Here is a 23,892-nt window from a genome sequence, read left to right as displayed (position 1 = left end):
AAACTCCGCCCGGTAGGTGGACCATGGCAAGGCGCGCGGCTGCAATCCTCGTTCTCGGTGCTTCACTCCTCGCCGGCGGCACCTGCTGGGCGCAAACCGCCGGCTTCCCGAACAGCGCGCCAATCGTCCTCGAGGAGCCTCCCGAAGGCCAGATGGCGCCTGGAATGGTCCTGCTGGTCGACGACGGCAGCTGCGGCAAAGGCAGGGTCAAGCAGGTGACCGGCGGCGAGATCGCCGGGCTGAACGCCAGACCGCGCACCAGAAAATGCGTCGCGAGGCCCGCGCGGTGATTGCACGCACCTCGCGGCCTCTGGTTCGATCAACGGCCCTGATGCTGGCGCCGTTGCTGGGGCTGCTGTGCAGCGCTGTGGCTACCTCCGCCGCCGGCCTGCAATCGGAGCTGGTCGCGCGCGGCGACTATCTCGTCAACGGCATCCTGATCTGCGGCAACTGCCATACGCGCCGAGGGCCGTCCGGAGAAATCCTGCCGTCGCGCGAAGTCGGCGACACGGCGCTTTCCGGCGGACAGACCTGGGACGAGGCGGCCTTCAAGGTCACCGCACCGAACATCACCCAGGACAAGGACACCGGCATCGGCAATTACACCGACGCCGAGCTCAGGCAGGTGCTGCGCAAGGGCATCAAGCGCAACGGTGCGCAGGTCGCCGTGATGCCGAGCGGCTTCTACGAGATCATGACCGAGCACGATCTCGATGCGGTCATCGCCTATCTACGCACACTCAAGCCGGTCAGCAATGCGGTGCCGGCGCCGATCTACAAGACGGCGCAGCGGCACGAGATCCCGCCGGGCGGCGAGACGCCGTACACCGACGCGATGCTGAACGACAAGATTGCGCGAGGCTTCTATCTCGCGACCGTTGGGCTGTGCATGGAGTGCCACACGCCGTGGCAGCCGCAAGCGTTTGCCGACCGGCTGGGCGCCGGCGGCAACGAATTTCACGGCCCGTGGGGCGTCTCGGTCTCCCGCAACATCACGGCGAGCAAGAGCAAGGGCATCGGGGACTGGACCGACGACGAGATCAAGCGCGCCATCACGCAAGGCATCGCCAGGGACGGCGGCAAGCTCAAGCCGCCGATGAGCTTTCAATACTACGCCAACGTGTCGGCCGCCGATCTCGACGCCATCGTCGCCTACCTGCGGACCGTGCCGCCGCGCGAGTAGCGGCGGACGCTTCACCTCTTCCCGTCGGGGAGAGGCACAGGCCGCCTCCGGCGGCCGTCCTAAAAAAGAACGCCGAAGCGAAGCTTCGGCTTTGGCGAAGCGGCGGGTGAGGGCTCTTCTCTCCCGATAGACCATAACCCCTCACCCGATTTTGCTGCGCAAATCGACCTCTCCCAAAGGAGAGGTGAACCTTCAATGCCGCTCCGGCCAAAACCTGATCTCATCATGCAGCCCGCAGCCATCACCGCGCTTCGCCCGCAAACCCCTGGCGCAATTCCGACAGCCGGTCGAGCGCGGCCTGCGGCAGCGGCCCCTTCCCGGCCGCGGCCAGCGCGTCGTCGAACTGCTGCGGTGTTGCCATGCCGACCAGGATGGTGCCGACCGCCGGATGCGACAGCGCGAACCGCGTCGCGGCTTCGGTGAGGCTCGTCGCAAAGCCTTCCTTGACCAGCGGCATCAGGCGCCTTGCCCGCGCGATATCGGCATCGTAGCTCATCGCCGAACCGATCGGCTCGGGCGCCGGCCCCGCAATCGGATGCCGCTCGGCCGAGGCAGACAATGCGCCGCCGGCCAGCACGCGGATGCCCACGACACCGACGCCGGCAGCCTTTGTGTGATCGAACAATCGCCCGTAATCCTGCGCCGGATAGTCTTGCGGCAAGCTGGCCGCGGCGGATGGATTGAGCATGTTGTAGACCACCTGCGCGCCATCGAAGACTCCGGCATCGATCACCTCTCGCAGCGCCGCCGTCTCGCCGATCGCGGTCATCCCGAGGAAGTCGAGCTTGCCCTGCCGGCGCAGCCGCTCGAATGCGGGCACCACCTCGTCCAGCACCTGCCTGACGCCCAGCGCCCCTGCGCCACCATCAGCGGTAACCGGATTGTGCAGATAGAAGATGTCCACCCGGTCACGCCGCAAGCGCGAGAGGCTGCCTTCGAGCGATTGCGTGACAGTGTCCGCGACGCTGCCGACGCGATCGGGCGGTAAGCGCACCTTGGTGCCAACGACAACGTTGGCCGGCTTCAGCGTGTGCAGGACGCGGCCGAGGTTTTTTTCGGATTCGCCATTGCCGTACTGCACCGCGGTGTCGAAGTAGTTGACGCCGGCGTCAATCGCGCGCGCGACGGTGCGCTCCTGATCGGCGGCATCGCCGCGCACCATCAATCCGCCCACCGCGCCGCAGCCGAAGCCCAGGGTAGAGAGCTGTAGTCCGGTCCGCCCAAAGTTCCGCAACTGCATCGCCATTCCTCCGATGGAATGGAGAGTATGCGAGGCGGAGCGGTGATTGCTCAACCCCAGTTGCCCTCCAAGAGTTGCCCTGGCCGCCGATATTGATCCAGATCAACACATTCTGCCGTTTCCGTGATCCGATCGAAAAATTGCCTTGCTCGTTCGCTCGCTACTGCGGAGCATGAAAATGGCCAATTTCCGGATCGCCGCTATTGCATCAAGCTTCCTGATTGGTACTTGCACGGCCGCGCTGGCACAGGGGCCGACCGGCACCCCGGGTTCACCGGGCGCCACGATCACAATCCCCGGTGACCGGCTTCCGTTTCCTCCACAAAAGTTCGGGGGCAAGATCGAGCGCGACGCGACCAATTCGACGCCGTACTGGCCGTCTCGCATCGTGCCGCCGAAGGGTGCGCCAAACGTCCTGCTGATCATCACCGATGATTCCGGATATGGCGTGCCGAGCACGTTCGGCGGCGTGGTTCCGACACCGACGCTGGATCGCATCGCGGAGAACGGACTGCGCTTCACCAATTTTCATTCCACCGCACTTTGCTCGCCGACGCGCGCCGCCCTGATCACCGGGCGCAATCATCATTCGGTCGGCTACGGCGTGGTCGCCGAACAGGCGACCGGCTATCCGGGCTACGACAGCGTTATCACCAAGGACAAGGCGACGGTTGGCCGGATCCTGCGCGATAATGGTTATCGCACCGCGTGGTTCGGCAAGAACCACAACACCCCCGAATATCAATCGAGCCAGGCCGGCCCCTTCGACCAATGGCCGATCGGAATGGGCTTTGAGTATTTCTATGGCTTCATGGGCGGCGACACCAACCAGTGGCAGCCCGGCAATCTGGTCCGCAATACAACGGCTATTTACCCCTATCAGGGAAAGCCCGGCTGGAATCTGATGACCGCGATGGCGGATGACGCGATCGACTACCTGAACCGGATGAATACGCTGTCGCCGGACACCCCCTTCCTGGTCAAGTTCGCGCCCGGTGCGACGCATGCGCCACATCACCCGACCCAGGAGTGGGTGAAGAAGATCGGTGACATGCACCTGTTCGATCAGGGCTGGAACAAGCTGCGCGAGACCATCTTCGCCAACCAGAAGCGGCTCGGCGTCATTCCGCAGAACGCAAAACTGACGCCCTGGCCGGATGACCTGATCAAGACCTGGGACAAGCTGTCCGACGACGAGAAGAAGCTGTTCGTGAGGCAGGCCGACATCTTCGCCGCCTACACGGCCTATTGCGACAACGAGATCGGACGCGTCGTTCGGGCCATCGAGGAGATGGGCAGGCTCGACAACACCCTCATCATCTACATCAATGGAGACAATGGCACGAGCGCGGAGGGTCAGCCGAACGGCACGCCCAACGAAGTTGCGATGTTCAATCAGATCAATCCCTCGGTGGAAGATCAGTTGAAGTATTTCTACGACGTCTGGGGCACCGACCGGACCTACAACCACATGTCGATCGGCTGGGCCTGGGCATTCGATACGCCATTCTCCTGGACCAAGCAGGTGGTGTCGCATTTCGGCGGGACGCGCCAGGGCATGGCGATTTCCTGGCCGAAGGTGATCAAGGACAAGGGCGGCATCCGCCACCAGTTCCACCATGTGATCGACATCGTGCCCACCATCCTGGACGCGGCGAAGATCAAGCAGCCGCAATTCGTCGACGGCATCAAGCAGAGTCCGATCGAAGGCGTCAGCCTGACCTACACGTTCGACGCCAAAAACGCGAATGCCGCATCCACGCACAAGACCCAGTATTTCGAAATGTTTGCCGATCGCGCCATCTACAACGATGGCTGGATCGCCAGCACCAAGGTTCTGCGGCCGCCCTGGGTGACCGTGGCGAAGCTGCCGAGCCCGCTCGACTACTCCTGGGAGCTTTACGACCTCCGCAACGACTGGACGCAGTTCGAGGACGTCGCCGCCAAGTACCCCGACCGGCTGAAGCAATTGCAGACGCTGTTCTGGAAGGAGGCGCGGAAGTACTAGGTCCTGCCGCTCGACTCGTCGGTAGCCGCCCGGCTCATCACGCCGCGTCCGAGCCTCAGCGCAGGCCGCACCTCGTTCACCTGGACGCGCGCGATGACGGGCACTCCCAATGGCGATGCTCCGAGCATTCTCAACTCATCCTACAATTTCCGGGCGGAGGTCGAGATCCCGCAGGGCGGCGCCGAGGGCATGCTGATCACGCAAGGCGGACGATTTGGCGGCTATGGGTTCTATGTTCTGAAGAACAAGCCGGTGTTCCTGTGGAATCTGGTTGATCTGAAGCGGGTGCGCTGGGAAGGTCCCGACCTGTCGCCGGGCAAGCACGTGCTCGAGTTCGATTTCAAGTATGACGGGCTGGGTGCCGCAACGATGACATTCGGCGATTACAGCGGCATCGGAAAGGGTGGCACCGGTGTCCTCAAGGTGGACGGCAATGCCGTAGCGACGGAGAAGATGGAGCACACACTCCCCTTCATCCTGCAGTGGGACGAAGCGCTCGACATCGGCTCGGACACGGGGAGCCCGGTTGCCGATGCCGACTACAGCACGCCCTTCGATTTCACCGGAAAGCTGAACAGGATCACGCTGTCGATCGATCGACCAAAATTGTCGCCGGAGGATATCAAGAAGCTCGATAAGGCGAGAGAGGCCGCGGCGGCTGCCAAGTAGAACCCGGAGGCGCGGCACGGATCATGCGCCCTGCTGTTCATTGGCGCGCTCATCCTGCTTTGCCCGTTCCTGATCAACCTGGCGCGCGAGACGCGGATTGCCCTTCACGACATCGACCTGCGAGCATAGTGAGGCAACGGGTTTCGCTTCCGCCTTCGTTCTACCCATCCGACGGACCGATCCGCTTCAATGCTCGACCCGGTACAGGCGCCATCGCTCGGGCACGCCCTTGAGCTGGTGAATGCCGCGATCCCTAAAGCGGATGCCGGATTGCGCCATCAGATCCTTGACCGCGCTCGAGACCAAAATTTCGCCGGCGCGCGCTTTCGCGGCGACGCGTGCGCCGATGTGGAACGCGAGACCGAACACCTCCGCGCCGCTCACCCGGTATTCGCCCGCGTGCAGCCCCACCCTGATCTCGAGCCCCAAGGTGCGCACCGCCTCGCGGATCGCGGTCGCGCAACTGACCCCGGCCGCCGGCGCGCGGAACGTCGCCAGCAGCCCGTCTCCCGTCGTCACCACTTCCTTTCCGCGCAAGGTCTTCAGCTCCCTGCGGACGGCTGCATAACAGTGATTCATCACCTGGGCCCAGCGCGAGTCGCCGAGCCGTGCGGCTTTTTCGGTGGATCGGACGATATCGACGAACAGGATGGTGGCGAGCGCTTGCTTGAGCTCGGCGTCACGATCGGCGGTGCGGCGCCGGTTCGCGATATTTCCAGCCAGCGGTTCATAGCGATGGCTGCGCCGCCGCGCGATTGCGGATTTTACATAGTCCTGGGCACGCTCCACCGTGCCGCAACGAATTGTCTTGTCCCTCGGTGGGAGCGCCCAATAGACCTTTCGCCCGGCGCCGACGCCATGGACCTCCACGGCACCCCACTTCAGGAAAACCGTCGAGCCAACCCGTCGAACGCACCATGCCTTCGACGTGTATCCGGAAACGTTCGACTGATGGATTCCGATGCGAAGGAATTTGGGCATGAACGTGCTGCCGACCGCAAGACCATGTGGGCCTACCTGGGCAAAGCGTAGTCAGACATTTTTGCGTTGGCAACAGTAGTTGCAATCAAAACGCCGGACTGCGGTGTCGGCTGGGTCACACATTTTTTGCCATCGCGGCCCGCCGCGCTCTAGGATGCGCTTCCCGAAGCTATCGGCACCGTGAAGTGAAACATCGCGCCGCGGGCACGATTGGGGGTCACCCACAATCGCCCATGATGCGCCTCGATGATCGACCGGCAGATCGACAGCCCCATGCCCATGCCGTCCGGCTTGGTCGTGAACATCGGGTTGAATATTCGATCCACAGCATCGGTCGCGATGCCATTCCCGGTGTCTTCCACCGACACCATCACATATCCGGAGTCACGCACTTCGGAGCTGATGGAGAGCACCCGCTCCCCATTCGTCATGGCCATTGCGTCGATCGCGTTCGTCATCAAATTCACCAGCACTTGTTGCAGCTGAATCCGTTCGCCTGTTATCCGTGGCAGCAGTCCGTGAAGATCGGCGCGAACGGCGACCCGATGCATCCGTAATCTGTCGCGAACGGCGGCCAGCGCTCCCTGAATGACATCGTCGATATCGAGCGAAGTGTGGGTCCGCGCACCCACCTTGAAATGCGCCCGGATATTTTCGATGACGGCGTCCGCACTCTGTCCGGCGGCCTCGACGCGCCGCAATGCGTCTCTGGCACGATCGACGTTAGGGTCGGGATCGACACGATCGAGCCAATTCAGTCCGGCCTTCGCACTGGCCGCAATCGCCGTCAGCGGCTGTTTGATTTCGTGCGCAATTGAAGCCGAGACCGTGTCGCCGGTTAACAGTCGCGCCTCGCGCTCGCGACGATGCGCCAGGACCGCGCGCAGCAGTTGCGTGTAAAGCGTGGTTATCTCATGCAGCAGGACGGAGAGCACCAGGATGCTGGACACGAACGCGAAGATTCGGGCCGCGATCCAGGCAGCACTGAATCGCGCCGGACCGACAAACGCGCTCAAGTAGATCTCGATTGCATACGCGCAAAGGGCCACCATCAGCCACAGATCGAGCACCGACAGCCGGCGGAACCAGAGCAAGGTGATTGCAACCGCGCACCACACGATGAGGCAACTGGCAAGATAACGCCAGAAGGTGGAAAAATGCACCCGATCGATTGCGATCGCAGGCAAATACGCATCGCTCGCGATGACCAGAACGGTCGCGATGCACACGATGGCCGTGGACATCGCGACGTGCGAGAGGATGGTCGCGCCCACCGAGCCCTCCCACGATCCCTTGGGCGGATCGGCATCCTTGAGAAGCGCGTATCCGATGATGAAGGCAGGAAAACCGAAGTACCGCAGCACCGAGAGCCAAGCCGTGCTCTGTAGTCCCGCGCCCAGCAGGCCGCCCGGGGCGAACACCCCCGGAAAGGTCAGCAGCCACGGGATGACCATAAGTCCTGCGAAGAGATACGCACTCGCAACGGCAAGGGTGGCCCGCGAACGCGAGATGGCGGACTGGTTGAGCAGCAGCACCGCGGTGATCAAGTCATTCACGACAATCGCCGTGCCATAGCACGGGACGAAGGCATCGATCCGCGGAAGCTGGAAGGTCGAGAGCGGCCCGGCCACGATGGAGAACGCAACCAGCGAGGCGAGCACGACGCCAAGGGCTAGCCGTCTCTGCGTCCGGCTGGGCGGTAAAGTCACAAGGGTGAGAGGCCGCTCCTCCGGGACAGCAGAGACTGCACGCATCGCCGCAACCTCATCAGCTGAAATGCTCTTGACCGCCCCCGCGTTCGAGACGGCCCATCGTACCCCGCGAGGATACTGAACCGGAAGCGGTAAGGTGCGCCTGCGGGCACATGCCGGCCAAGACTGACGTCAAGGCCCCTCGGCAATGTCCGTTTACGTCAGGCTAAAGCTGCGTAGCTCCGCTACTGAAGCGTGTCGTTTCGACCCCGTCGGTGTGCTGTCATATCGTCCTTGTCCGAACAGCCTGCTAGAGCAGATTCTGATCAGACGCGATCATAGCCGGCAGCGGCGAAGAAGTTCAGACACTCTTGGGCGGTGAAGGCGGCCAAGGCGAGGGCGATAGCGTTGACCAAAGCCTCGATAGATCTGGCGGCCGCCTTTCGAAGGGCGGCTTTGAGCTTGGCGAAGGCCATTTCGATCGGATTGAGGTCGGGCGAATAAGGCGGCAGATAGAGGAGCCGAGCGCCCGCTGCATCGATTGCGATGCCGACCTCGGCCCGCTTGTGTGCTGCGAGATTGTCCATCACCACGATGTCGCCGGGCCTGAGTGTCGGCACGAGGACTTGCGTCACGTAAGCCTCGAACGCCGAACCATCCATGGGGCCATCGAGGACCATCGGCGCCGTCATGCCAGTCGCCCTGAGCGCGCCGACGAAGGTCGTCGTCTTCCAATGACCATGCGGGAGCGCTGCAACACAGCGCTGGCCGTACGGCGAACGGCCATAGAGCCGCGCCATCTTGGTCGAGGCTCCGGTCTCGTCGATGAACACCAACCGGTGGATGTCGATCTCAGGCTGGGATGCCTTCCACGCCGCGCGTTCAGCGGCGACGTCCGGCCGATCCTGCTCGCTGGCGTGCGATGTTTTTTTTGAACGTGATGTTGCGGCGATCGAAGAACCGCCAGACCACGCTCGGCGCGAAACGCTCGCCGTGGACTTTGAAGAGATGATCGGCGATCTCGGCCAGCGTCATGTCAGGCGTAGCCTCGACCAGGGAGAGGATCTCTGCAGCATGCCCCTCGATCCGAGCCGAACGCCGGTCGCCACCCTGCGCTCCCGCCTCACAGGCGCCGGTGCTTCGCCACTCGCTGACCAGTTCGATCGCTGTCGACGGCGCCACGCCGAACCGGCCGGCGGCGCCCCGACAGCTCATGCCTTCATCTTCCACGGCCCGAACAATGCGAAGGCGAAGATCCGGCGAGAGGGGTTTAGCCATGGGGGCTGGCCTCCATCACCAGCCCTCAGGGTGAATCACGATTTGCCCCGGAAGGGAATCCCTTTCGATTCCGCCAGATCGGAAAATGCTCTAGACGCAGCCGTCGCCCGAAGTGTTGCGCATTCGACACGACGGGCAAGTCACCGGCAAAATCCGTCAAGCCCTCATCGCAAAAATATTTCGGTTTACACGAACGGAAAATTATCCTATGGTGCGCCGGTCTCACCCGATCGAGGGGCGCTTCGCGATCGTCACGAACGTTGCGGTGAGATGCGGTGGCCGCTGCGGCGCACGAGACGAACGTGCCGCAGCGGACGGTGAAATCGTGCAGGCCTGACGCCCTAGTGGCAGGTGTCCTCTCGCAAAACGCGCAAGCGTTTTTGCGAAGGCGGTGACAACAAAGCCCAGTCTCGCCGGGGTGAGCACGTATAGGCCGTAAAACCATCGCGCAGGGAATGCCGGAGTGCCTCCGCTGAACCTGTATGCTCGTGTGCGTCACTTTCTACCCATTGGCACACGAGACCGCGGGTGCAGCGCGCCCCCGGCATTCCCTGCGCCCTCTGTTTTCAGAGAGCGGAACGACAGACAAAACTCGGGCAATTCATGTCGCGAGAATGTGGAGCCGCATCTTGATGGCCAATGGACTTAACCAACACCGTCATCCTGAGGTGCTCGCCCGGCAGCGCAATTGCGCTGCCGGGCGAGCCTCGAAGGATGAATCGGCCCCGCTGGTGGCCGTCGATCCTTCGAGGCTCGCCAAAGGGGCTCGCACCTCAGGATGACGGGACTGATGGCCGAGTTTGTTGAGTCAGAATGATCCCCAGCGTCGTCCGTCCCGGCGCCGGGACGACGGCGCGCTGTTGGCGCGACCGTCGGCCCGCGCAAATGCGCGTCTGGACTCGGAATAGTTCGCAACACGGAGGCTGTTGCAAGTGAGTTGCGATAGCGTGTCGCTGACGACACTTGAAGTTCACCGCCTCCCTGCTAGACAGCCGCGCATGAACTCCACCAGCGCATCCAGCAGCAAGACGTCCGTCGCCGCCATCTCGATCCTCGCCAGCGGCAGCATGGCGGCCGCCAAATTCGTCGTCGGCGTCGCGATCGGCTCGCTGGCGCTGATCTCCGAGGCGTTGCACTCGACGATCGACCTCGTCGCCACCATCATCACCTGGGCGGTGGTGCGGGTATCGGACCAGCCGGCGGATGCCGAGCATCATTACGGCCACGGCAAATTCGAGAGCGTTTCGGCGCTGTTCATCATCGCCCTGCTCTACGTGCTGGCCGGCGGCATCCTGGTGCAGGCCTACAGCCATCTGCGCGAGGGATCGCCGCCGCCGTCGATCTCGGCCGTTCCGTTCGTCGTGCTCGTGCTCGACATCGCCGTCAACCTGTGGCGCGCCCGCGCGCTGCACCGCGCGGCGCGCGACACCAAGAGCCAGGCGCTCGCCGCCGACGCGCTGCATTTTGCCTCCGACGTGATGGGATCCGCGGCCGTCATCGTCGGCCTCGTGCTGGCCGCGTTCGGCTTCTGGTGGGGCGATGCGGCGGCTGCGATCGCGGTCGCGGTGATGATCGCCCTGCTCGGCCTGCGCATGGCGCGCGAGACCGTCGAGACCCTGCTCGACCGCGCCCCGGAGGGCGCGCAGGAAAAGGCCACCGCCGCGATCAAGGCGGTATCAGGCGTCCTCGGCGTCGATCGCCTGCGCGTCCGCATGGTCGGCGCGACCCATTTCATCGATGCGATCGCCACCGTGCCGCGCACCTACCCGATCGACCGCGTCGAGGAGATCAAGCGCAGGGCGCAGCAGGCGGTGTCGAAGGCGCTCGGCGATGCCGACCTCACCTTCACCGCGGTTCCGGTCGCGCGCGACAATGAGAGCGTGCGCGAGCGCATCATGGTGATCGCGCGCAACTCCGGCCTCGCCATCCACCATGTCACCGTGCACGATCTCGGCGGCAAGCTGACCGTCAGCATCGACCTCGAGGTCGACGGCGAGATGGAACTGGAGGCCGCGCATGCCATCGCCCACGATCTGGAGCGCGCGATCCGCGAGGATTTCGGCGAGGATGTCGAGGTCGACACCCATATCGAGCCGCTCGAGCCCGAACTGCCGCTCGGAACCGACGCCGCGCCCGAGCGCGTCGAGGCCATCAAGGCGGCGCTGACCGGCTTCGCCGCCGGCGGCGCCATCCATGACATCCATAATGTGCGGGTCCGCGACACCGAGGCCGGCGAGATCGTCAACTTCCACTGCCGCGCAGTACCGTCGATGAGTGTGATCAAGGTGCACGATGGCGTCGACGAGATCGAACGCGCGCTGCGCCGCGCCTTCCCGACCATCAAGCGCGTGATCAGCCACGCCGAACCGGCACGAGCATGATCCGGTAAAGTGCGAGGCGGTTTTCCGAAGAGATCATGCTCAAACAAAGACGTCTGTAATTTTACGGAGTCGTTCTTGGTTCGGACTCAATTAGCGACTACCGATTCTGTATTGAGCAAGAATTATTTCGCATTAACGAATCGTTGACTCTCGACAGCCTGCGAAATCTGGATTCAAATCATCATGATTCGGATGCAGCGTGGGGAGCATCCGGACCGGGTAAAACAGCAGCTTAGAGTGGGGGTCTAAGGCATGGCGCGCGCGCATGCAGCGAACGCGTGCGTCCAATCCGATTCGATCAAGGGATTGGCGCAGTCGATCGCGAAACCGGCCTATCACAGGCTCTTGACGGCCGAGCCTGCATTGCGCCGCGCTGTTCCTACGCTGATCATCGCGTTCCTGATCACGATCTGCCTCGGCGCCTTCGTGCAGGTGGTCGACCAGACCCGGCAGAAGCGCGGCTCGATGAAGCGCGACCTCGCCGCGCTGTCCGACATTCTCGCCGAACGTCTCGACCGCCTGACCTCGGTGCGCCGCGACCGGCTGGCCAATATCGAGCACATGCAGGAACTGCTGCCCGACCTCATTCCGTCCTGGGGCATCGCCTACGGCCGCCACGTCATCATCACCAGCGCCGATCACCGCGTGCTGGCCCGCGTGCCGATCGACGGCCTCGGCGAGAACGATCGTATCCTCGATATCGTCTCCACCGCGCAGCTGATGGTTGCGCCCGGCCAGCAGGGCGTGGTCAGCGACATGACGCTGCCCAATGGCTCGAGCGCGCTGGCGATCTCGCGGCTCGTCAAGTCGCTGCCCGGCCAGGTCGTGGTGATCCAGGAGATGAACGAGCCGATCTGGGGATCGGATGCCGCGCTCTCGATCACGCTGTCGGCGACCACGAGCTTCGTGGTGCTGATCCTCGGCTTCGCCTTCCACTGGCAGTCGACCCGCGCCCGCGAGGGCGATCTGATCAACGACGCCGTGCGCGGCCGGATCGACACCGCGCTCAACCGCGGCCGCTGCGGGCTGTGGGACTGGGACCTATCGCGCGGCCGCATCTTCTGGTCGCAGTCGATGTTCACCCTGCTCGGGCTCGACAGCCGCAACGACCTGCTCACCTTCGGCGAGGTCAATGCGCTGGTGAATTCCGACGACATCAACCTGTTCGACATTGCCGACCAGCTGATCTCCGGCAAGATCGACCACATCGACCAGAGCTTCCGCATGCAGCATGTCGGCGGCCACTGGATCTGGCTGCGCGTGCGCTGCGAGCTCAGCCATGCCGCGGCCGACAGCGGCCTGCATCTGATCGGCATCGCAATCGACGTGACCGAGCAGAAGAGCCTCGCGGAAAAGTCGGTCGAAGCCGATCTGCGCCTGCGCGACGCGATCGAGACCATTCCGGAGGCCTTCGTGCTGTGGGATGCCGACGACCGCCTGGTGCTCTGCAACTCGCACTTCCAGCGGCTGCACAAGCTGCCCGATTCCGCGGTGATCCCCGGCACCTCCTACGAGACCGTGATCGAGGTCGGCAGCATGCCGGAGGTGCGCACGAAGTTGCACGAGAGCGGCGTGCCGGCGCCCGGCGCGCGCACCTTCGAGGCCCAGCTCGACGACGGCAGCTGGCTGCACATCAGCGAGCGCCGCACCAAGGACGGCGGCTACGTCTCGGTCGGCACCGACATCACCCGCATCAAGGCGCACGAGCAGAAGCTGGTCGAGAACGATCTGCGGCTGCGCGCCACGGTGATCGACCTGAAACGCTCGCAGGCCGAACTGGAGCGGCAGGCCGCCGAGCTGGTCGACCTCGCCGCGAAATATGCCCAGGAGAAGACCCGCGCCGAGGTCGCCAACGCCGCGAAGTCGAAATTCCTCGCCAATATGAGCCATGAGCTGCGCACGCCGCTCAACGCCATCATCGGCTTCTCCGAGATCATGGGCTCTGGCCTGTTCGGCCAACTCGGCTCGGACAAGTACCAGGAATACTGCCACGACATCCTGACCTCGGGAAAATACCTGCTCGATGTGATCAACGACATCCTCGACATGTCGAAGATCGAGGCCGGCCGCATGAAGTTCGACATGGAGCCGCTCGACCTCTCCGGCATCCTCGCCGAGTCGCTCCGGGTGGTGTCCGGCCGCGCCGAGCACAAGGGGCTGTCGCTGGAGTCGGATATCGAAAGCACGATCTCGGTGGTCGCCGATCGCCGCGCGGTCAAGCAGATCATCGTCAATTTGCTGTCCAACGCGGTGAAATTCACGCCCGACAACGGCCGCGTGCTGGTGCGCGGCCAGATGCTCGACGACTCGATCGTGCTGTTGATCGCCGACAGCGGCATCGGCATCGCGCCGGACTCGCTGCGGCGGCTCGGCAAGCCGTTCGAGCAGGTCGAAAGCCAGCTCACCAAATCCTACCAGGGCTCCGGCCTCGGGCTGGCGATCGCGCGCTCGCTGACCAACCTGCACGGCGGCACCATGCGGCTGCGCTCCAAGCTCGGCGTCGGCACCGTGGTCCGCATTACCCTGCCGCGCGACCCGCGCACGCAGGCCAAGCTGTCCCGGGCGGCGTAAACCAAACTACTTCGCCAGCACCTCCTCCAGCAACGCCGGATCGCCGAGGATCGCGAGCGTCTCGCGCGGCGTCAGATGGTCGACCGCCTCGTCAAAGCTCTCGCTGGCCTCGATCCGGGCGCGCGCCAGCGCAAGGTGAAGATCGATCTGGCCGGGGCCACAGCGCCGCGCCGGCGGCAGCGCCGAGAGATGACGATGCCGCAATCCGGCATCCTGCCGCAACGTCGCGAGCGCCGGCGCGGGCGCGTGTGCAGGCGATGACGCGAGCTCGTTGGCGCGCACCAGCACGGCCGGCGGCTTTGCCTCCTCCGGCGTCACGAACAGCGCGCGCAGCGCCGGCTTCGCCGTCCAGGCCCCGATCGGGATCGCAAACAGCAGGCCGACGATCACCGGCGACATCCACAGCAGCAGCGGCAACGACACCGCGTATGCGGCTGCCGCCATCGCGACGCCGCACGCGGTCGGGACGCCGTATTTGCGGTACAACTCGCGCCGCTCGACCTCGCCATCGTCGCGTCGCTGCGTCTGCCAGCCGGCGTCGCGGCCGAGCAGGATCTCGACGACGGCGATCGACTGGAACACCATCATGACAGGTGCGATCATCGCCGAGATCAAGAGCTCGGCAATCACACCTGAAAGCGCCCGAAACCCGCCGCCGAATTGCCTGCGCGTATCCCGCCTGGTCAGCAGCAAAACAAAACCGAGCAGCTTCGGCACGATCAGCAGCGCCATCGTCAGACCGAACACCCAGGCGGCGAGCACGGGGTCCTGTGCCGGCCAGTTGGGAAACAGCGCAAAACCCTTCGGAAAATACTCCGGAAGAATGAAGCGCGCCTGCAACGAGATCAGGATTCCGAGCAGCAGGAACGAGAGCCAGAGCGGCGCGGTGATGTAGGAGCCGATCCCGGTCATGAAATGCAGCCGCGAAATCCAGTGCAAATGGCGCGTGCGCAGCACGGCGAGATGCTGCAGATTGCCCTGGCACCAGCGCCGGTCGCGCGCGGCGAAATCCAGGAGCGACGGCGGCACCTCCTCAAAACTGCCGCCGAGCGTCGGCGCCATGTAGATGCCCCAGCCGGCGCGCCGCATCAGCGCCGCCTCGACGAAATCATGGCTCAGGATGTGGCCGCCGAACGGCTTGCGTCCGGACAGTTCAGGCAGGCCGGCCTGCTCGGCGAAGGCCGCAATCCTGATGATGGCATTGTGGCCCCAATAATTGCCTTCGGAGCCGTGCCACCACGCGACGCCGGCAGCGATCATCGGCCCGTACAGCCGGCCGGCAAACTGCTGCAGCCGGCTGAACAGGCTGCGCGCATTGACGATCACCGGCAGCGTCTGGATCAGCGCCGCCTGCGGATGCTGCTCCATGGCATGAACCATCCGCACCATGGTGTCGCCCGACATCAGGCTGTCGGCGTCGAGAACGATCATGTGCTGGTAGGCGCCGCCGAACCGCGTGATCCACTCGCCGATATTGCCGGACTTCCGCGCAACGTTGTCGGCACGGTGCCGGTAGTAGAGCCGGCCGGCGCCGCAGGCCTCGCACAGGTCGAGGAACGCCTGCTCCTCGGCGATCCAGATATCGGGGTCGCGGGTGTCGCTCAGCACGAACCAGTCGAAGCGTTCGGCCTGCCCGGTCGCCGCGATCGACTCGTAAATGGCGCGCAGCCGCGCCATCAGTTGATGCGGGTCCTCATTGTAGGTCGGCAGCAGCACCGCAGTCCGGCTCGCAACCTCCGGCAACGGGCCGTCGTCGCGGATCGGCAAGGCGTTGCCCTGGCGCCGCAGCAGAACGAAAAACCCCGCGAGCGCCGACGCGAACGAAAAGGCGATCCAGGCGAGCAGCGCGACGAACAGCACGAGCACCATGCCTTCCATGATCGTCACGCCGCCGACCTGGACCACCATGTACATCTCGTAGGCCCCCGCGCCGGTCAGCGCCGCCGTCAGCACCAGGACGGAAGCGCGGCGCATCGTCATGCCTCTCCCCACCGACACCGGCTTGCCCACCGCGCGCGGCGGCCGGCCCAGATCGGCCGCGGACATCGCAAGCGGGCTCTCGCGCGGCAGAAAACCGTCGGCCGCGCGCGCGACATCGGCGTCAGGCGACGTGACTATGGCGCCCATCGATAGACCCAGATCTCCGAAAGCGGCTTGTCATCCCGGGCCAGATGCGCCCGCAGCTCGATCGGCTCCTTCTTGACGGCACACTGGAAGCTGAGCCGCCACCCGCCGGTATTCGGATTTGGCTGGGTGACGATGTTGGTGACCTCGGATTTATCGGCCGTCACCACGCCCTTGACGCTGTCGGGATCGATGCCCTTCAGATTGTCGCCGAACAGGTCGAGCACGAACAGCTTGCCGCCTTCGCCACGCGCACCGATCCCGGTGCGCGTGAAGCGCGCCAGCGAATGCGGCTTTGGCGCGTCCGGCCCCCAATGCAGGCGATAGGTGAGATTGGTCTCGCTCTTGGCCTTCAGCGGCGCCTTCGGCCGCCAGAACGCGGCGATATTGTCGTGGATCTCCTCCTTGGTCGGGATCTCGAACAGGATGACCGCGCCCTCGCCCCAGTCGCCGATCGGCTCGACCCACAGGCTTGGGCGCATCTCGAAGCGGGATTCGATGTCCTGATAGGCGAAGAAATTCTTCTCCCGCTGCATCAGACCGAAACCGTGCGGATTGACGTCCTGGAACGTCGAGATCTGCAGATCGCGCGGATTGCTCAGCGGGCGCCACAGGCTCTCGCCCTTGCCGTTGTAGATCGCAAGCCCGTCGGAATCATGCACGGACGGTCGAAAGTCATCGACATCGTTGCGGTCATTGGGCCCGAAGAAGAACATGCTCGTCATCGGCGCGAGGCCGGCGTGCTCGAGATCGGCGCGCGGATAGAGCGAGGCCTCGACGTCGAAGACGGTGGTCTTGCCCGGCCGGATGGTGAAACGATAGCTCGCCGCGCAGCTCTTGCTGTCGAGCAAGGCATGAATGACGAGCGCGGTCGCGTTGGGCACCGGCCGCTCGAGCCAGAACGCCTTGAAGAACGGAAACTCCTCGCCCTTGGCCTCGCCGGTGTCGATCGACAGACCGCGCGCCGACAGACCGTAGGTCTCGCCGGCGGCGACGGCGCGGAAATAGCTCGCCCCCAGGAAGACGCAGACCTCGTCCTGATAGTCCGGCTTGTTGATCGGCGCGTGGATGCGAAATCCGGCAAAGCCGAGATCCCCGTCGGTGAACGCAGGCACGTTCGGCCCGAACGAAAAATTGTCCTTGTTGTAGCGGATCGCGTTGGCCTTGCCGTCGGCGACCTCGAAGATGGTGACCTTGTTCCTGTAGAAGAAGCCGCGATGGAAGAACTGCACCTCGAACGGCAGCTTCGCATCGCGCCACAGCGCCCGCTCCGGCGAGAAGCGGATCGAGCGGTATTGATCGTATGTCAGATCCTTCAGGCCGCCGGGCAGCGTCTCGTCCGGCGCCTCGAACGACTTGCTGGCGAGATTGCGGGCAAGTTCCCGCACCATGGATGGATTGAACGGCGTGTCCAAGGTATCAGCCGCGGCTGCGGCGTTGCGCCACGGTGAAAGCATCAGTGCCGGCAAAACGGCCGATCCATGGAGGAGTTGACGACGATTCAAGGCAGCTCCTGCTCGCTGATCGGGACGCCGCAATGAAACCGCCGAGTCGTCGGGGAGTTCCATTATTACCGCGTTGACCGCACCAAGCGGCGCGATGCTTCCAAAGCAGGCAACAAAGCGGCAAACGCGCGGCGCGACTGGTCTGGCGATCGTCTCGGAAGGGAACCGTGAAGAAAGAGCGTCGGCCGATGGCGCGGGCTACGCCGTCTCCAGCGTCGGCGCGACCTCGCGCGCAACCTGCACCAATGCGGCGATCAGCGGCGTCATCGGATCGCGTTGCGGGATCACCATGCCGATGCTGTAGTTCACCAGGGGGTCCACGATCGGAATGCTGCGGACGGCGTTGGCGAGCCCGAGCGTCTCGGCAAGCTTGGCCGGCATCACGCTCGCCCAGCGGCCGGTCTTCACATGGGTGTAGAGCACGAGCAGCGAGTTCGAGGTCAGCGTCGGCGTCACCTCGGCGCCGACCGAGGTCAGCGCGCGATCGATGATGCGGCGGTTCTGCATGTCGGGCGTGAGCAGGCAGAGCGGCACGGTGCCGACCTCCTTCCACGTCACCTCCTTGCGGTCACCGAACTTCGCGTCGGGCGCCGTCAGCAGGCGGTAGCTCTCGTTGTAGAGCGGGATGGTGCGTACCTTGCCGATCGGCTCGTTCTCGATATAGGTCAGCCCGGCATCGACCTCGAGATTTTCCAGCAGGCCGAGCACATCCGCCGAGGTGCAGGACTGGATGCGGAAGCGCACGTCGGGATGGCGTGCCCGGAACGGCGTTGTCAGCGACGCCACCATGCCGAGCACGGTCGGGATCGCCGCGATCCGGATCTCGCCCGACAGCTTGTCCTTGAGGCTGTTGATCTCCTGCCGCATCGCCCGGGCATCGCCGACAATGCGCCGCGCCCAATCAAGGGTCCGTTCACCTTCCGGCGTGAATCCCTGGAAGCGGGAGCCGCGTTGCACCAGCATGACGCCGAGGATCTCCTCGAGCTGCTTGAGACTGGTCGACATGGTCGGCTGGGTGACGCCGCAGGCTTCCGCAGCCCGGCCAAAATGACGCTCCTTGGCCAGCGCCAGCAGAAGTTCAAGCTTGTCGATCAAGGTATCAAACCCCATCAGAAAAACGGTGTCCCGATGCAGTCACAAGTAGCACGATCGCGGGGCGATCCGTAATCCCAAAGCGCGCCCGAAGTCCGTGATTTCCCATCATTATTGCGATCACAAATCAACCGATCGCACAACGCTATTAATCGCCTTTCGCAATCGCCGCATGAGACAGCTTTATTGATGTTTCGAGCGATTCCAACTCTATGGAGGAAGCAAAAAATCTGATCGTGAGAATCGCGAATGACATCGGGATACGAACCCTGGGACGAGGCGCGCGGCGCTGAAATCATCGCCGAACATGCCGCCCTGGAGGGCGCCACGCTGGTGATCCTGCACGCGCTGCAGGAGGTCTTCGGCTACGTGCCGGAGCCGGCGGTCCCGATGGTCGCGCAGGCCCTCAATTTGTCGCGCGCCGAGGTGCACGGCGTGTTCACCTTCTACCACGACTTCCGCAAGCAGCCGGCCGGACGCCACGTCCTGAAGCTCTGCCGCGCCGAGGCGTGTCAGGCCGCCGGCGGCGATGCGCTGGCCGCACGCGCGGAGGCGAAACTCGGCGTTGCCCTCGGCAACACCACCGCCGACGAGCGCGTGACGCTGGAGCCGATCTACTGCCTCGGCCTGTGCGCCACCGCGCCCTCGGCGATGCTGGACGGCCGCGTGATCGGCCGGCTCGACGAGGCGCGGATCGACGCGCTGGTTGCGGAGGCGCAGCGATGACGATGCGGATCTTCATCTCCCGCGATGCCGGTGCGGTCGCCGTCGGCGCCGACGAAGTCGCGCTGGCGTTCGAGCAGGCCGCGGCCAAGCGCGGCGTTGCGGTCGAGATCGTGCGCACCGGCTCGCGCGGGCTCTACTGGCTGGAGCCGATGGCGGAACTGGCGACCGCGCAGGGCCGCGTCGCGTTCGGTCCGGTCACCGTCTCCGACGTCGCGTCGCTGCTCGATGCGATGGCCGGCAACGGCCAGCATCCGCTGCGGCTTGGCGTCACGGACGAGATCCCCTGGCTGAAGCGGCAGACCCGCCTCACCTTCGCACGCTGCGGCGTGATCGATCCGCGCTCGGTCGTCGACTACCGCGCCCATGGCGGCTACAAGGGCCTGGAGCGGGCGCTGAGGCTGACCTCCGACCAGATCCTCGCCGACGTCACTACCTCGGGCCTGCGCGGCCGCGGCGGCGCCGGCTTCCCCACCGGCATCAAGTGGAAGACCGTGGCGCAGGCCAGCGCCGATCGCAAATACATCGTCTGCAACGCCGACGAGGGCGACAGCGGCACCTTCGCCGACCGCATGATCATGGAAGGCGATCCCTTCGTCGTGATCGAGGGCATGACGATTGCTGGCATCACGGTCGGCGCCACCAAGGGCTACATCTACATCCGCTCGGAATATCCGCACGCGGTCGAAGCGATGAATGCGGCAATCACGGCGGCCCGGTGCGCCGGCTACCTCGGCACGCGCATCGGCGGCTCGGCACATGAGTTCGATCTCGAGGTCCGCGTCGGCGCCGGTGCCTATGTCTGCGGCGAGGAGACCTCGCTGCTGGAGAGCCTCGAGGGCCGCCGCGGCATCGTGCGGGCAAAGCCGCCGCTGCCGGCGCACAAGGGCCTGTTCGGCCGCCCCTCCGTGATCAACAACGTGCTGTCGTTCGCGGCGATCCCCTTCATCCTCGACAACGGCGCCAAGGCCTATGCCGATTTCGGCATGGGCCGCTCGCGCGGCACGATGCCAATCCAGCTCGCCGGCAACATCCGATATGGCGGGCTGTTCGAGACCGCGTTCGGCGTTACGCTCGGCGAGCTCGTCGACGAGATCGGCGGCGGCACGTTCACCGGGCGGCCGGTGCGCGCGGTGCAGGTCGGCGGTCCGCTCGGGGCGTATTTCCCCCGCGCCCTGTTCGACACGCCGTTCGACTATGAAGCCTTCGCCGCGCGCGACGGCCTGATCGGCCATGGCGGCATCGTCGTGTTCGACGACAGCGTCGACATGGCAAAGCAGGCGCGCTTTGCGATGGAGTTCTGCGCCGTCGAATCCTGCGGCAAGTGCACGCCGTGCCGGATCGGCTCGACCCGCGGCGTCGAGACCATCAGCAAGATCATCAACGGCGAGCGCGTGGCGGAAAACCTCGCGGTGGTCGAAGACCTCTGCAACACCATGAAGTTCGGTTCGCTGTGCGCGCTCGGCGGCTTCACGCCCTACCCCGTGCTGAGCGCACTGAAACACTTCCGGGAAGATTTTGGTCCCGCACCGGCCCGCCTGCAGGCCGCGGAATAAAGGAGATCACGATGTCGCTGATCCAGGAAACCGATTTCGGCACGCCAAAATCCAAATCCGAGACGATGGTCACGCTGACCATCGACGGCAATCAGATCACCGTGCCCGAAGGCACCTCGATCATGCGCGCGGCGATGGAAGCCGGCACCCAGATCCCAAAGCTGTGTGCGACCGACATGGTCGATGCCTTCGGCTCCTGCCGCCTTTGCCTGGTCGAGATCGAGGGCCGCGCCGGCACGCCGGCGTCGTGCACCACGCCTGTCATGAACGGCCTCGTCGTCCACACCCAGACCGAGCGGCTGAAGCAGCTGCGCAAGGGCGTGATGGAGCTCTACATCTCCGACCATCCGCTGGACTGCCTGACTTGCGCGGCGAACGGCGACTGCGAATTGCAGGACATGGCGGGCGCGGTCGGCCTGCGCGACGTGCGCTACGGCTATGAGGGCGAGAACCACGTCTTCGCCAAGTCGCACGGCTGCGACAACGACAACTGGATGCCGAAGGACGAATCCAATCCGTACTTCACCTACGATCCCTCCAAGTGCATCGTCTGCTCGCGCTGCGTGCGCGCCTGCGAGGAGGTGCAAGGCACCTTCGCGCTGACGATCTCCGGCCGCGGCTTCGACAGCCGCGTCTCGCCCGGCATGAGCGAGAGTTTTCTCGGCTCCGAATGCGTGTCCTGCGGCGCCTGCGTGCAGGCCTGCCCGACCGCGACGCTGACCGAAAAGTCCGTGATCGAGATCGGCCAGCCCGAGCACTCCGTCGTCACCACCTGCGCCTATTGCGGCGTCGGCTGCGCCTTCAAGGCCGAGATGCGCGGCGAGGAAGTGGTGCGCATGGTGCCCTGGAAGGACGGCAAGGCCAATCGCGGCCATTCCTGCGTCAAGGGCCGCTTCGCCTGGGGCTACACCACCCACAAGGAGCGTATCCTCAAGCCAATGATCCGCGAGCGGATCGAGGATCCCTGGCAGGAAGTGTCCTGGGACGAGGCGTTCAACTTCGCCGCTGCGAAGTTCAAGGGCATTCAGGCCAAGTACGGGCGCGATGCGGTCGGCGGCATCACGTCGTCGCGCTGCACCAATGAAGAAACCTATCTGGTGCAAAAACTGATCCGCGGCGGCTTCGGCAACAACAATGTCGACACCTGCGCCCGCGTCTGTCACTCGCCGACCGGCTACGGCCTGTCGCAGACCTTCGGCACCTCGGCCGGCACCCAGGATTTCGACTCGGTGGAAGACACCGACGTCGTGATGATCATCGGCGCCAACCCGGCTTCGGCCCATCCGGTGTTCGCCTCGCGGCTAAAGAAGCGGCTGCGCCAGGGCGCCAAGCTGATCGTGGTCGATCCGCGCCGCACCGAGATGGTGGAATCGCCGCATGTGAAGGCGCTGCATCTGCCGCTGATGCCCGGCACCAACGTTGCCGTGGTGACTGCGCTGGCCCACGTCATCGTCACCGAAGGGCTCGTCAACGAGGCCTTCGTCCGCGAGCGCTGCGACTGGAGCGAGTTCGAGGAATGGGCGGCCTTCGTCGCCCAGGACAAGTACAGCCCGGAAGCAACCGCGATCATGACCGGGGTCGATCCGCAGGTGCTGCGCGAGGCGGCGCGGATCTACGCCACCGGCGGCAACGGCGCGATCTATTACGGGCTCGGCGTCACCGAGCACAGCCAGGGCTCGACCACGGTGATCGCGATCGCCAACCTCGCGATGGCGACCGGCAATATCGGCCGTCCCGGCGTCGGCGTGAACCCGCTGCGCGGCCAGAACAACGTGCAGGGCTCCTGCGACATGGGCTCGTTCCCGCACGAGCTGCCCGGCTATCGCCATATCTCGGGCGATGCGGTGCGCGAGCAGTTCGAGGCGATGTGGAACGTCAAGCTCAACAAGGAGCCGGGCCTGCGCATCCCCAACATGTTCGACGCCGCGATCGAAGGCACCTTCATGGGCCTCTACGTGCAGGGCGAGGACATCCTGCAGTCCGACCCCAACACCAAGCACGTCGTGGCGGCGCTGTCGGCGATGGAATGCGTGATCGTCCACGACCTGTTCCTGAACGAGACCGCGAACTACGCCCACGTCTTCCTGCCCGGCTCGAGCTTCCTGGAGAAGGACGGCACCTTCACCAATGCAGAGCGCCGCATCCAGCGCGTCCGCAAGGTGATGACGCCGCGCAACGGCTACGCCGACTGGGAGGTAACGATCCTGCTCGCCAGGGCGATGGGCTTCGAGATGCACTACAACCATCCGTCCGAGATCATGGACGAGATCGCGGCGCTGACCCCGACCTTCACCGGCGTCTCCTATGCCAAGCTCGACGAGCTCGGCTCGGTGCAGTGGCCCTGCAACGAGAAGGCGCCGGAAGGCACGCCGGTGATGCATATCGGCGGCTTCGTGCGCGGCAAGGGCAAGTTCATCGTCACCGAATATGTCGCGACCGACGAGCGCACCGGTCCGCGCTACCCGCTGCTGCTCACGACGGGGCGCATCCTCAGCCAATACAATGTCGGCGCGCAGACCCGCCGCACCGAGAACGTGGTCTGGCATTCCGAGGACCGGCTGGAGATTCATCCGCACGACGCCGAGCAGCGCGGCGTGCGCGACGGCGACTGGGTGCGGCTGGCGAGCCGCGCCGGCGAGACCACGCTGCGCGCGGAGATCACCGACCGCGTGTCACCGGGTGTGGTCTACACCACGTTCCACCACCCGGACACCCAGGCCAACGTCATCACCACCGACTTCTCCGACTGGGCGACCAACTGTCCGGAGTACAAGGTCACCGCGGTGCAGATCTCGCCGTCGAACGGTCCGTCCGACTGGCAGAAGGCCTATGACGAGCAGGCCCGGCACTCCCGCCGCATCGCGCCCGTCGTGGAGGCCGCGGAGTAGCG

Annotated in this window: 14 protein-coding genes and 1 pseudogene; 8 read left to right on the top strand and 7 right to left on the bottom strand. The window is 64.7% G+C overall.

Annotated features, from left to right (window positions below; translation table 11 throughout):
- Positions 1-23 precede the first annotated feature (23 nt).
- On the top strand, positions 24-290 hold the full coding sequence (locus tag XH93_RS15880; RefSeq protein ID WP_194474243.1) for a DUF6719 family protein: 267 nt from the start codon (positions 24-26) through the stop codon (positions 288-290).
- Between the two features lie 41 nt (positions 291-331).
- Positions 332-1,183 (top strand): c-type cytochrome, encoded by an 852-nt coding sequence (locus tag XH93_RS15875; protein ID WP_194474242.1) that lies wholly within the window; start codon positions 332-334, stop codon positions 1,181-1,183.
- Between the two features lie 241 nt (positions 1,184-1,424).
- Here the strand turns inward: XH93_RS15875 and XH93_RS15870 are convergent, their stop codons facing one another.
- Complete coding sequence (locus XH93_RS15870; protein ID WP_194474241.1) at positions 1,425-2,423, bottom strand: aldo/keto reductase; 999 nt, start codon at positions 2,421-2,423, stop codon at positions 1,425-1,427.
- 172 nt (positions 2,424-2,595) lie between these two features.
- Here XH93_RS15870 and XH93_RS15865 point away from each other — a divergent pair.
- Positions 2,596-5,100 (top strand): annotated as a pseudogene (locus tag XH93_RS15865) (arylsulfatase).
- A 186-nt stretch (positions 5,101-5,286) separates the two neighbouring features.
- On the opposite strand, the gene XH93_RS15860 reads toward XH93_RS15865, so the two are convergent.
- The 3 genes from XH93_RS15860 to XH93_RS15850 all read right to left on the bottom strand — a co-directional run bounded on the left by XH93_RS15860 (position 5,287) and on the right by XH93_RS15850 (position 9,050).
- A complete protein-coding gene (locus tag XH93_RS15860; protein WP_194474240.1) occupies positions 5,287-6,081 on the bottom strand; it encodes an adenylate/guanylate cyclase domain-containing protein in 795 nt (264 codons plus the stop codon).
- 149 nt (positions 6,082-6,230) lie between these two features.
- Entirely contained in the window at positions 6,231-7,835 is a 1,605-nt protein-coding gene (locus tag XH93_RS15855; RefSeq protein ID WP_194474239.1) for an MASE4 domain-containing protein, read from the bottom strand.
- A 263-nt stretch (positions 7,836-8,098) separates the two neighbouring features.
- Positions 8,099-9,050 (bottom strand): IS630 family transposase gene (locus XH93_RS15850; protein ID WP_139480399.1). Its coding sequence is split into 2 segments (ribosomal slippage): positions 8,099-8,705 and positions 8,704-9,050, totalling 954 coding nucleotides; the frame shifts between segments, so codons are not numbered across the junction.
- A 998-nt stretch (positions 9,051-10,048) separates the two neighbouring features.
- On the opposite strand from XH93_RS15850, the gene XH93_RS15845 reads away from it, so the two are divergent.
- Together XH93_RS15845 and XH93_RS15840 are read left to right on the top strand one after the other, a co-directional pair.
- Positions 10,049-11,431, top strand: coding sequence for a cation diffusion facilitator family transporter (locus tag XH93_RS15845; RefSeq protein WP_194474238.1), 1,383 nt, complete (start codon positions 10,049-10,051; stop codon positions 11,429-11,431).
- A gap of 252 nt (positions 11,432-11,683) precedes the next feature.
- Complete coding sequence (locus XH93_RS15840) at positions 11,684-14,002, top strand: PAS domain-containing sensor histidine kinase (protein WP_194474237.1); 2,319 nt, start codon at positions 11,684-11,686, stop codon at positions 14,000-14,002.
- Between the two features lie 6 nt (positions 14,003-14,008).
- Here XH93_RS15840 and mdoH read toward each other — a convergent pair whose 3' ends face one another.
- From mdoH to XH93_RS15825, 3 genes are all read right to left on the bottom strand, one after another.
- Positions 14,009-16,129 carry a glucans biosynthesis glucosyltransferase MdoH gene (gene mdoH, locus XH93_RS15835; RefSeq protein WP_194474236.1) on the bottom strand — a complete coding sequence of 707 codons (2,121 nt, stop codon included), beginning with the start codon at positions 16,127-16,129 and terminating at the stop codon, positions 14,009-14,011.
- Positions 16,117-17,583 (bottom strand): glucan biosynthesis protein G, encoded by a 1,467-nt coding sequence (locus XH93_RS15830; RefSeq protein WP_194475160.1) that lies wholly within the window; start codon positions 17,581-17,583, stop codon positions 16,117-16,119. The genes mdoH and XH93_RS15830 overlap by 13 nt, the downstream gene beginning before the upstream one ends.
- Before the next feature lie 246 nt (positions 17,584-17,829).
- Positions 17,830-18,726: a LysR family transcriptional regulator gene (locus tag XH93_RS15825; protein ID WP_139482415.1), complete on the bottom strand. Its 897-nt coding sequence runs from the start codon at positions 18,724-18,726 to the stop codon at positions 17,830-17,832.
- Positions 18,727-18,972: 246 nt separating this feature from the next.
- On the opposite strand from XH93_RS15825, the gene XH93_RS15820 reads away from it, so the two are divergent.
- From XH93_RS15820 to fdhF, 3 genes are read left to right on the top strand one after another with little or no spacing between them, the layout of a single operon-like run.
- On the top strand, positions 18,973-19,449 hold the full coding sequence (locus XH93_RS15820) for a formate dehydrogenase subunit gamma (protein WP_194474235.1): 477 nt from the start codon (positions 18,973-18,975) through the stop codon (positions 19,447-19,449).
- Positions 19,446-21,002 (top strand): NADH-quinone oxidoreductase subunit NuoF, encoded by a 1,557-nt coding sequence (locus XH93_RS15815; RefSeq protein WP_194474234.1) that lies wholly within the window; start codon positions 19,446-19,448, stop codon positions 21,000-21,002. The genes XH93_RS15820 and XH93_RS15815 overlap by 4 nt, the downstream gene beginning before the upstream one ends.
- An 11-nt stretch (positions 21,003-21,013) precedes the next feature.
- Positions 21,014-23,890 carry a formate dehydrogenase subunit alpha gene (gene fdhF, locus XH93_RS15810; RefSeq protein WP_194474233.1) on the top strand — a complete coding sequence of 959 codons (2,877 nt, stop codon included), beginning with the start codon at positions 21,014-21,016 and terminating at the stop codon, positions 23,888-23,890.
- The last annotated feature ends 2 nt before the right edge of the window (positions 23,891-23,892 follow it).

The sequence above is a fragment of the Bradyrhizobium sp. CCBAU 51753 genome (assembly GCF_015291565.1).
Classification (GTDB): domain Bacteria; phylum Pseudomonadota; class Alphaproteobacteria; order Rhizobiales; family Xanthobacteraceae; genus Bradyrhizobium; species Bradyrhizobium ivorense.
The sequence above is the reverse complement of the archived record's forward strand: the minus strand, read 5'-3'. Positions and strand labels throughout refer to the sequence as shown.

Excerpts from the sequence above, each read along its gene's own strand:
- XH93_RS15880 (WP_194474243.1), top strand. The coding sequence starts at position 24 with ATGGCAAGGCGCGCGGCTGCAATCCTCGTTCTCGGTGCTTCACTCCTC.
- XH93_RS15875 (WP_194474242.1), top strand. The coding sequence starts at position 332 with ATGCTGGCGCCGTTGCTGGGGCTGCTGTGCAGCGCTGTGGCTACCTCC.
- XH93_RS15870 (WP_194474241.1), bottom strand. The coding sequence starts at position 2,423 with ATGCAGTTGCGGAACTTTGGGCGGACCGGACTACAGCTCTCTACCCTG.
- XH93_RS15860 (WP_194474240.1), bottom strand. The coding sequence starts at position 6,081 with ATGCCCAAATTCCTTCGCATCGGAATCCATCAGTCGAACGTTTCCGGA.
- XH93_RS15855 (WP_194474239.1), bottom strand. The coding sequence starts at position 7,835 with ATGCGTGCAGTCTCTGCTGTCCCGGAGGAGCGGCCTCTCACCCTTGTG.
- XH93_RS15845 (WP_194474238.1), top strand. The coding sequence starts at position 10,049 with ATGAACTCCACCAGCGCATCCAGCAGCAAGACGTCCGTCGCCGCCATC.
- XH93_RS15840 (WP_194474237.1), top strand. The coding sequence starts at position 11,684 with ATGGCGCGCGCGCATGCAGCGAACGCGTGCGTCCAATCCGATTCGATC.
- mdoH (WP_194474236.1), bottom strand. The coding sequence starts at position 16,129 with ATGGGCGCCATAGTCACGTCGCCTGACGCCGATGTCGCGCGCGCGGCC.
- XH93_RS15830 (WP_194475160.1), bottom strand. The coding sequence starts at position 17,583 with ATGCTTTCACCGTGGCGCAACGCCGCAGCCGCGGCTGATACCTTGGAC.
- XH93_RS15820 (WP_194474235.1), top strand. The coding sequence starts at position 18,973 with ATGACATCGGGATACGAACCCTGGGACGAGGCGCGCGGCGCTGAAATC.
- XH93_RS15815 (WP_194474234.1), top strand. The coding sequence starts at position 19,446 with ATGACGATGCGGATCTTCATCTCCCGCGATGCCGGTGCGGTCGCCGTC.
- fdhF (WP_194474233.1), top strand. The coding sequence starts at position 21,014 with ATGTCGCTGATCCAGGAAACCGATTTCGGCACGCCAAAATCCAAATCC.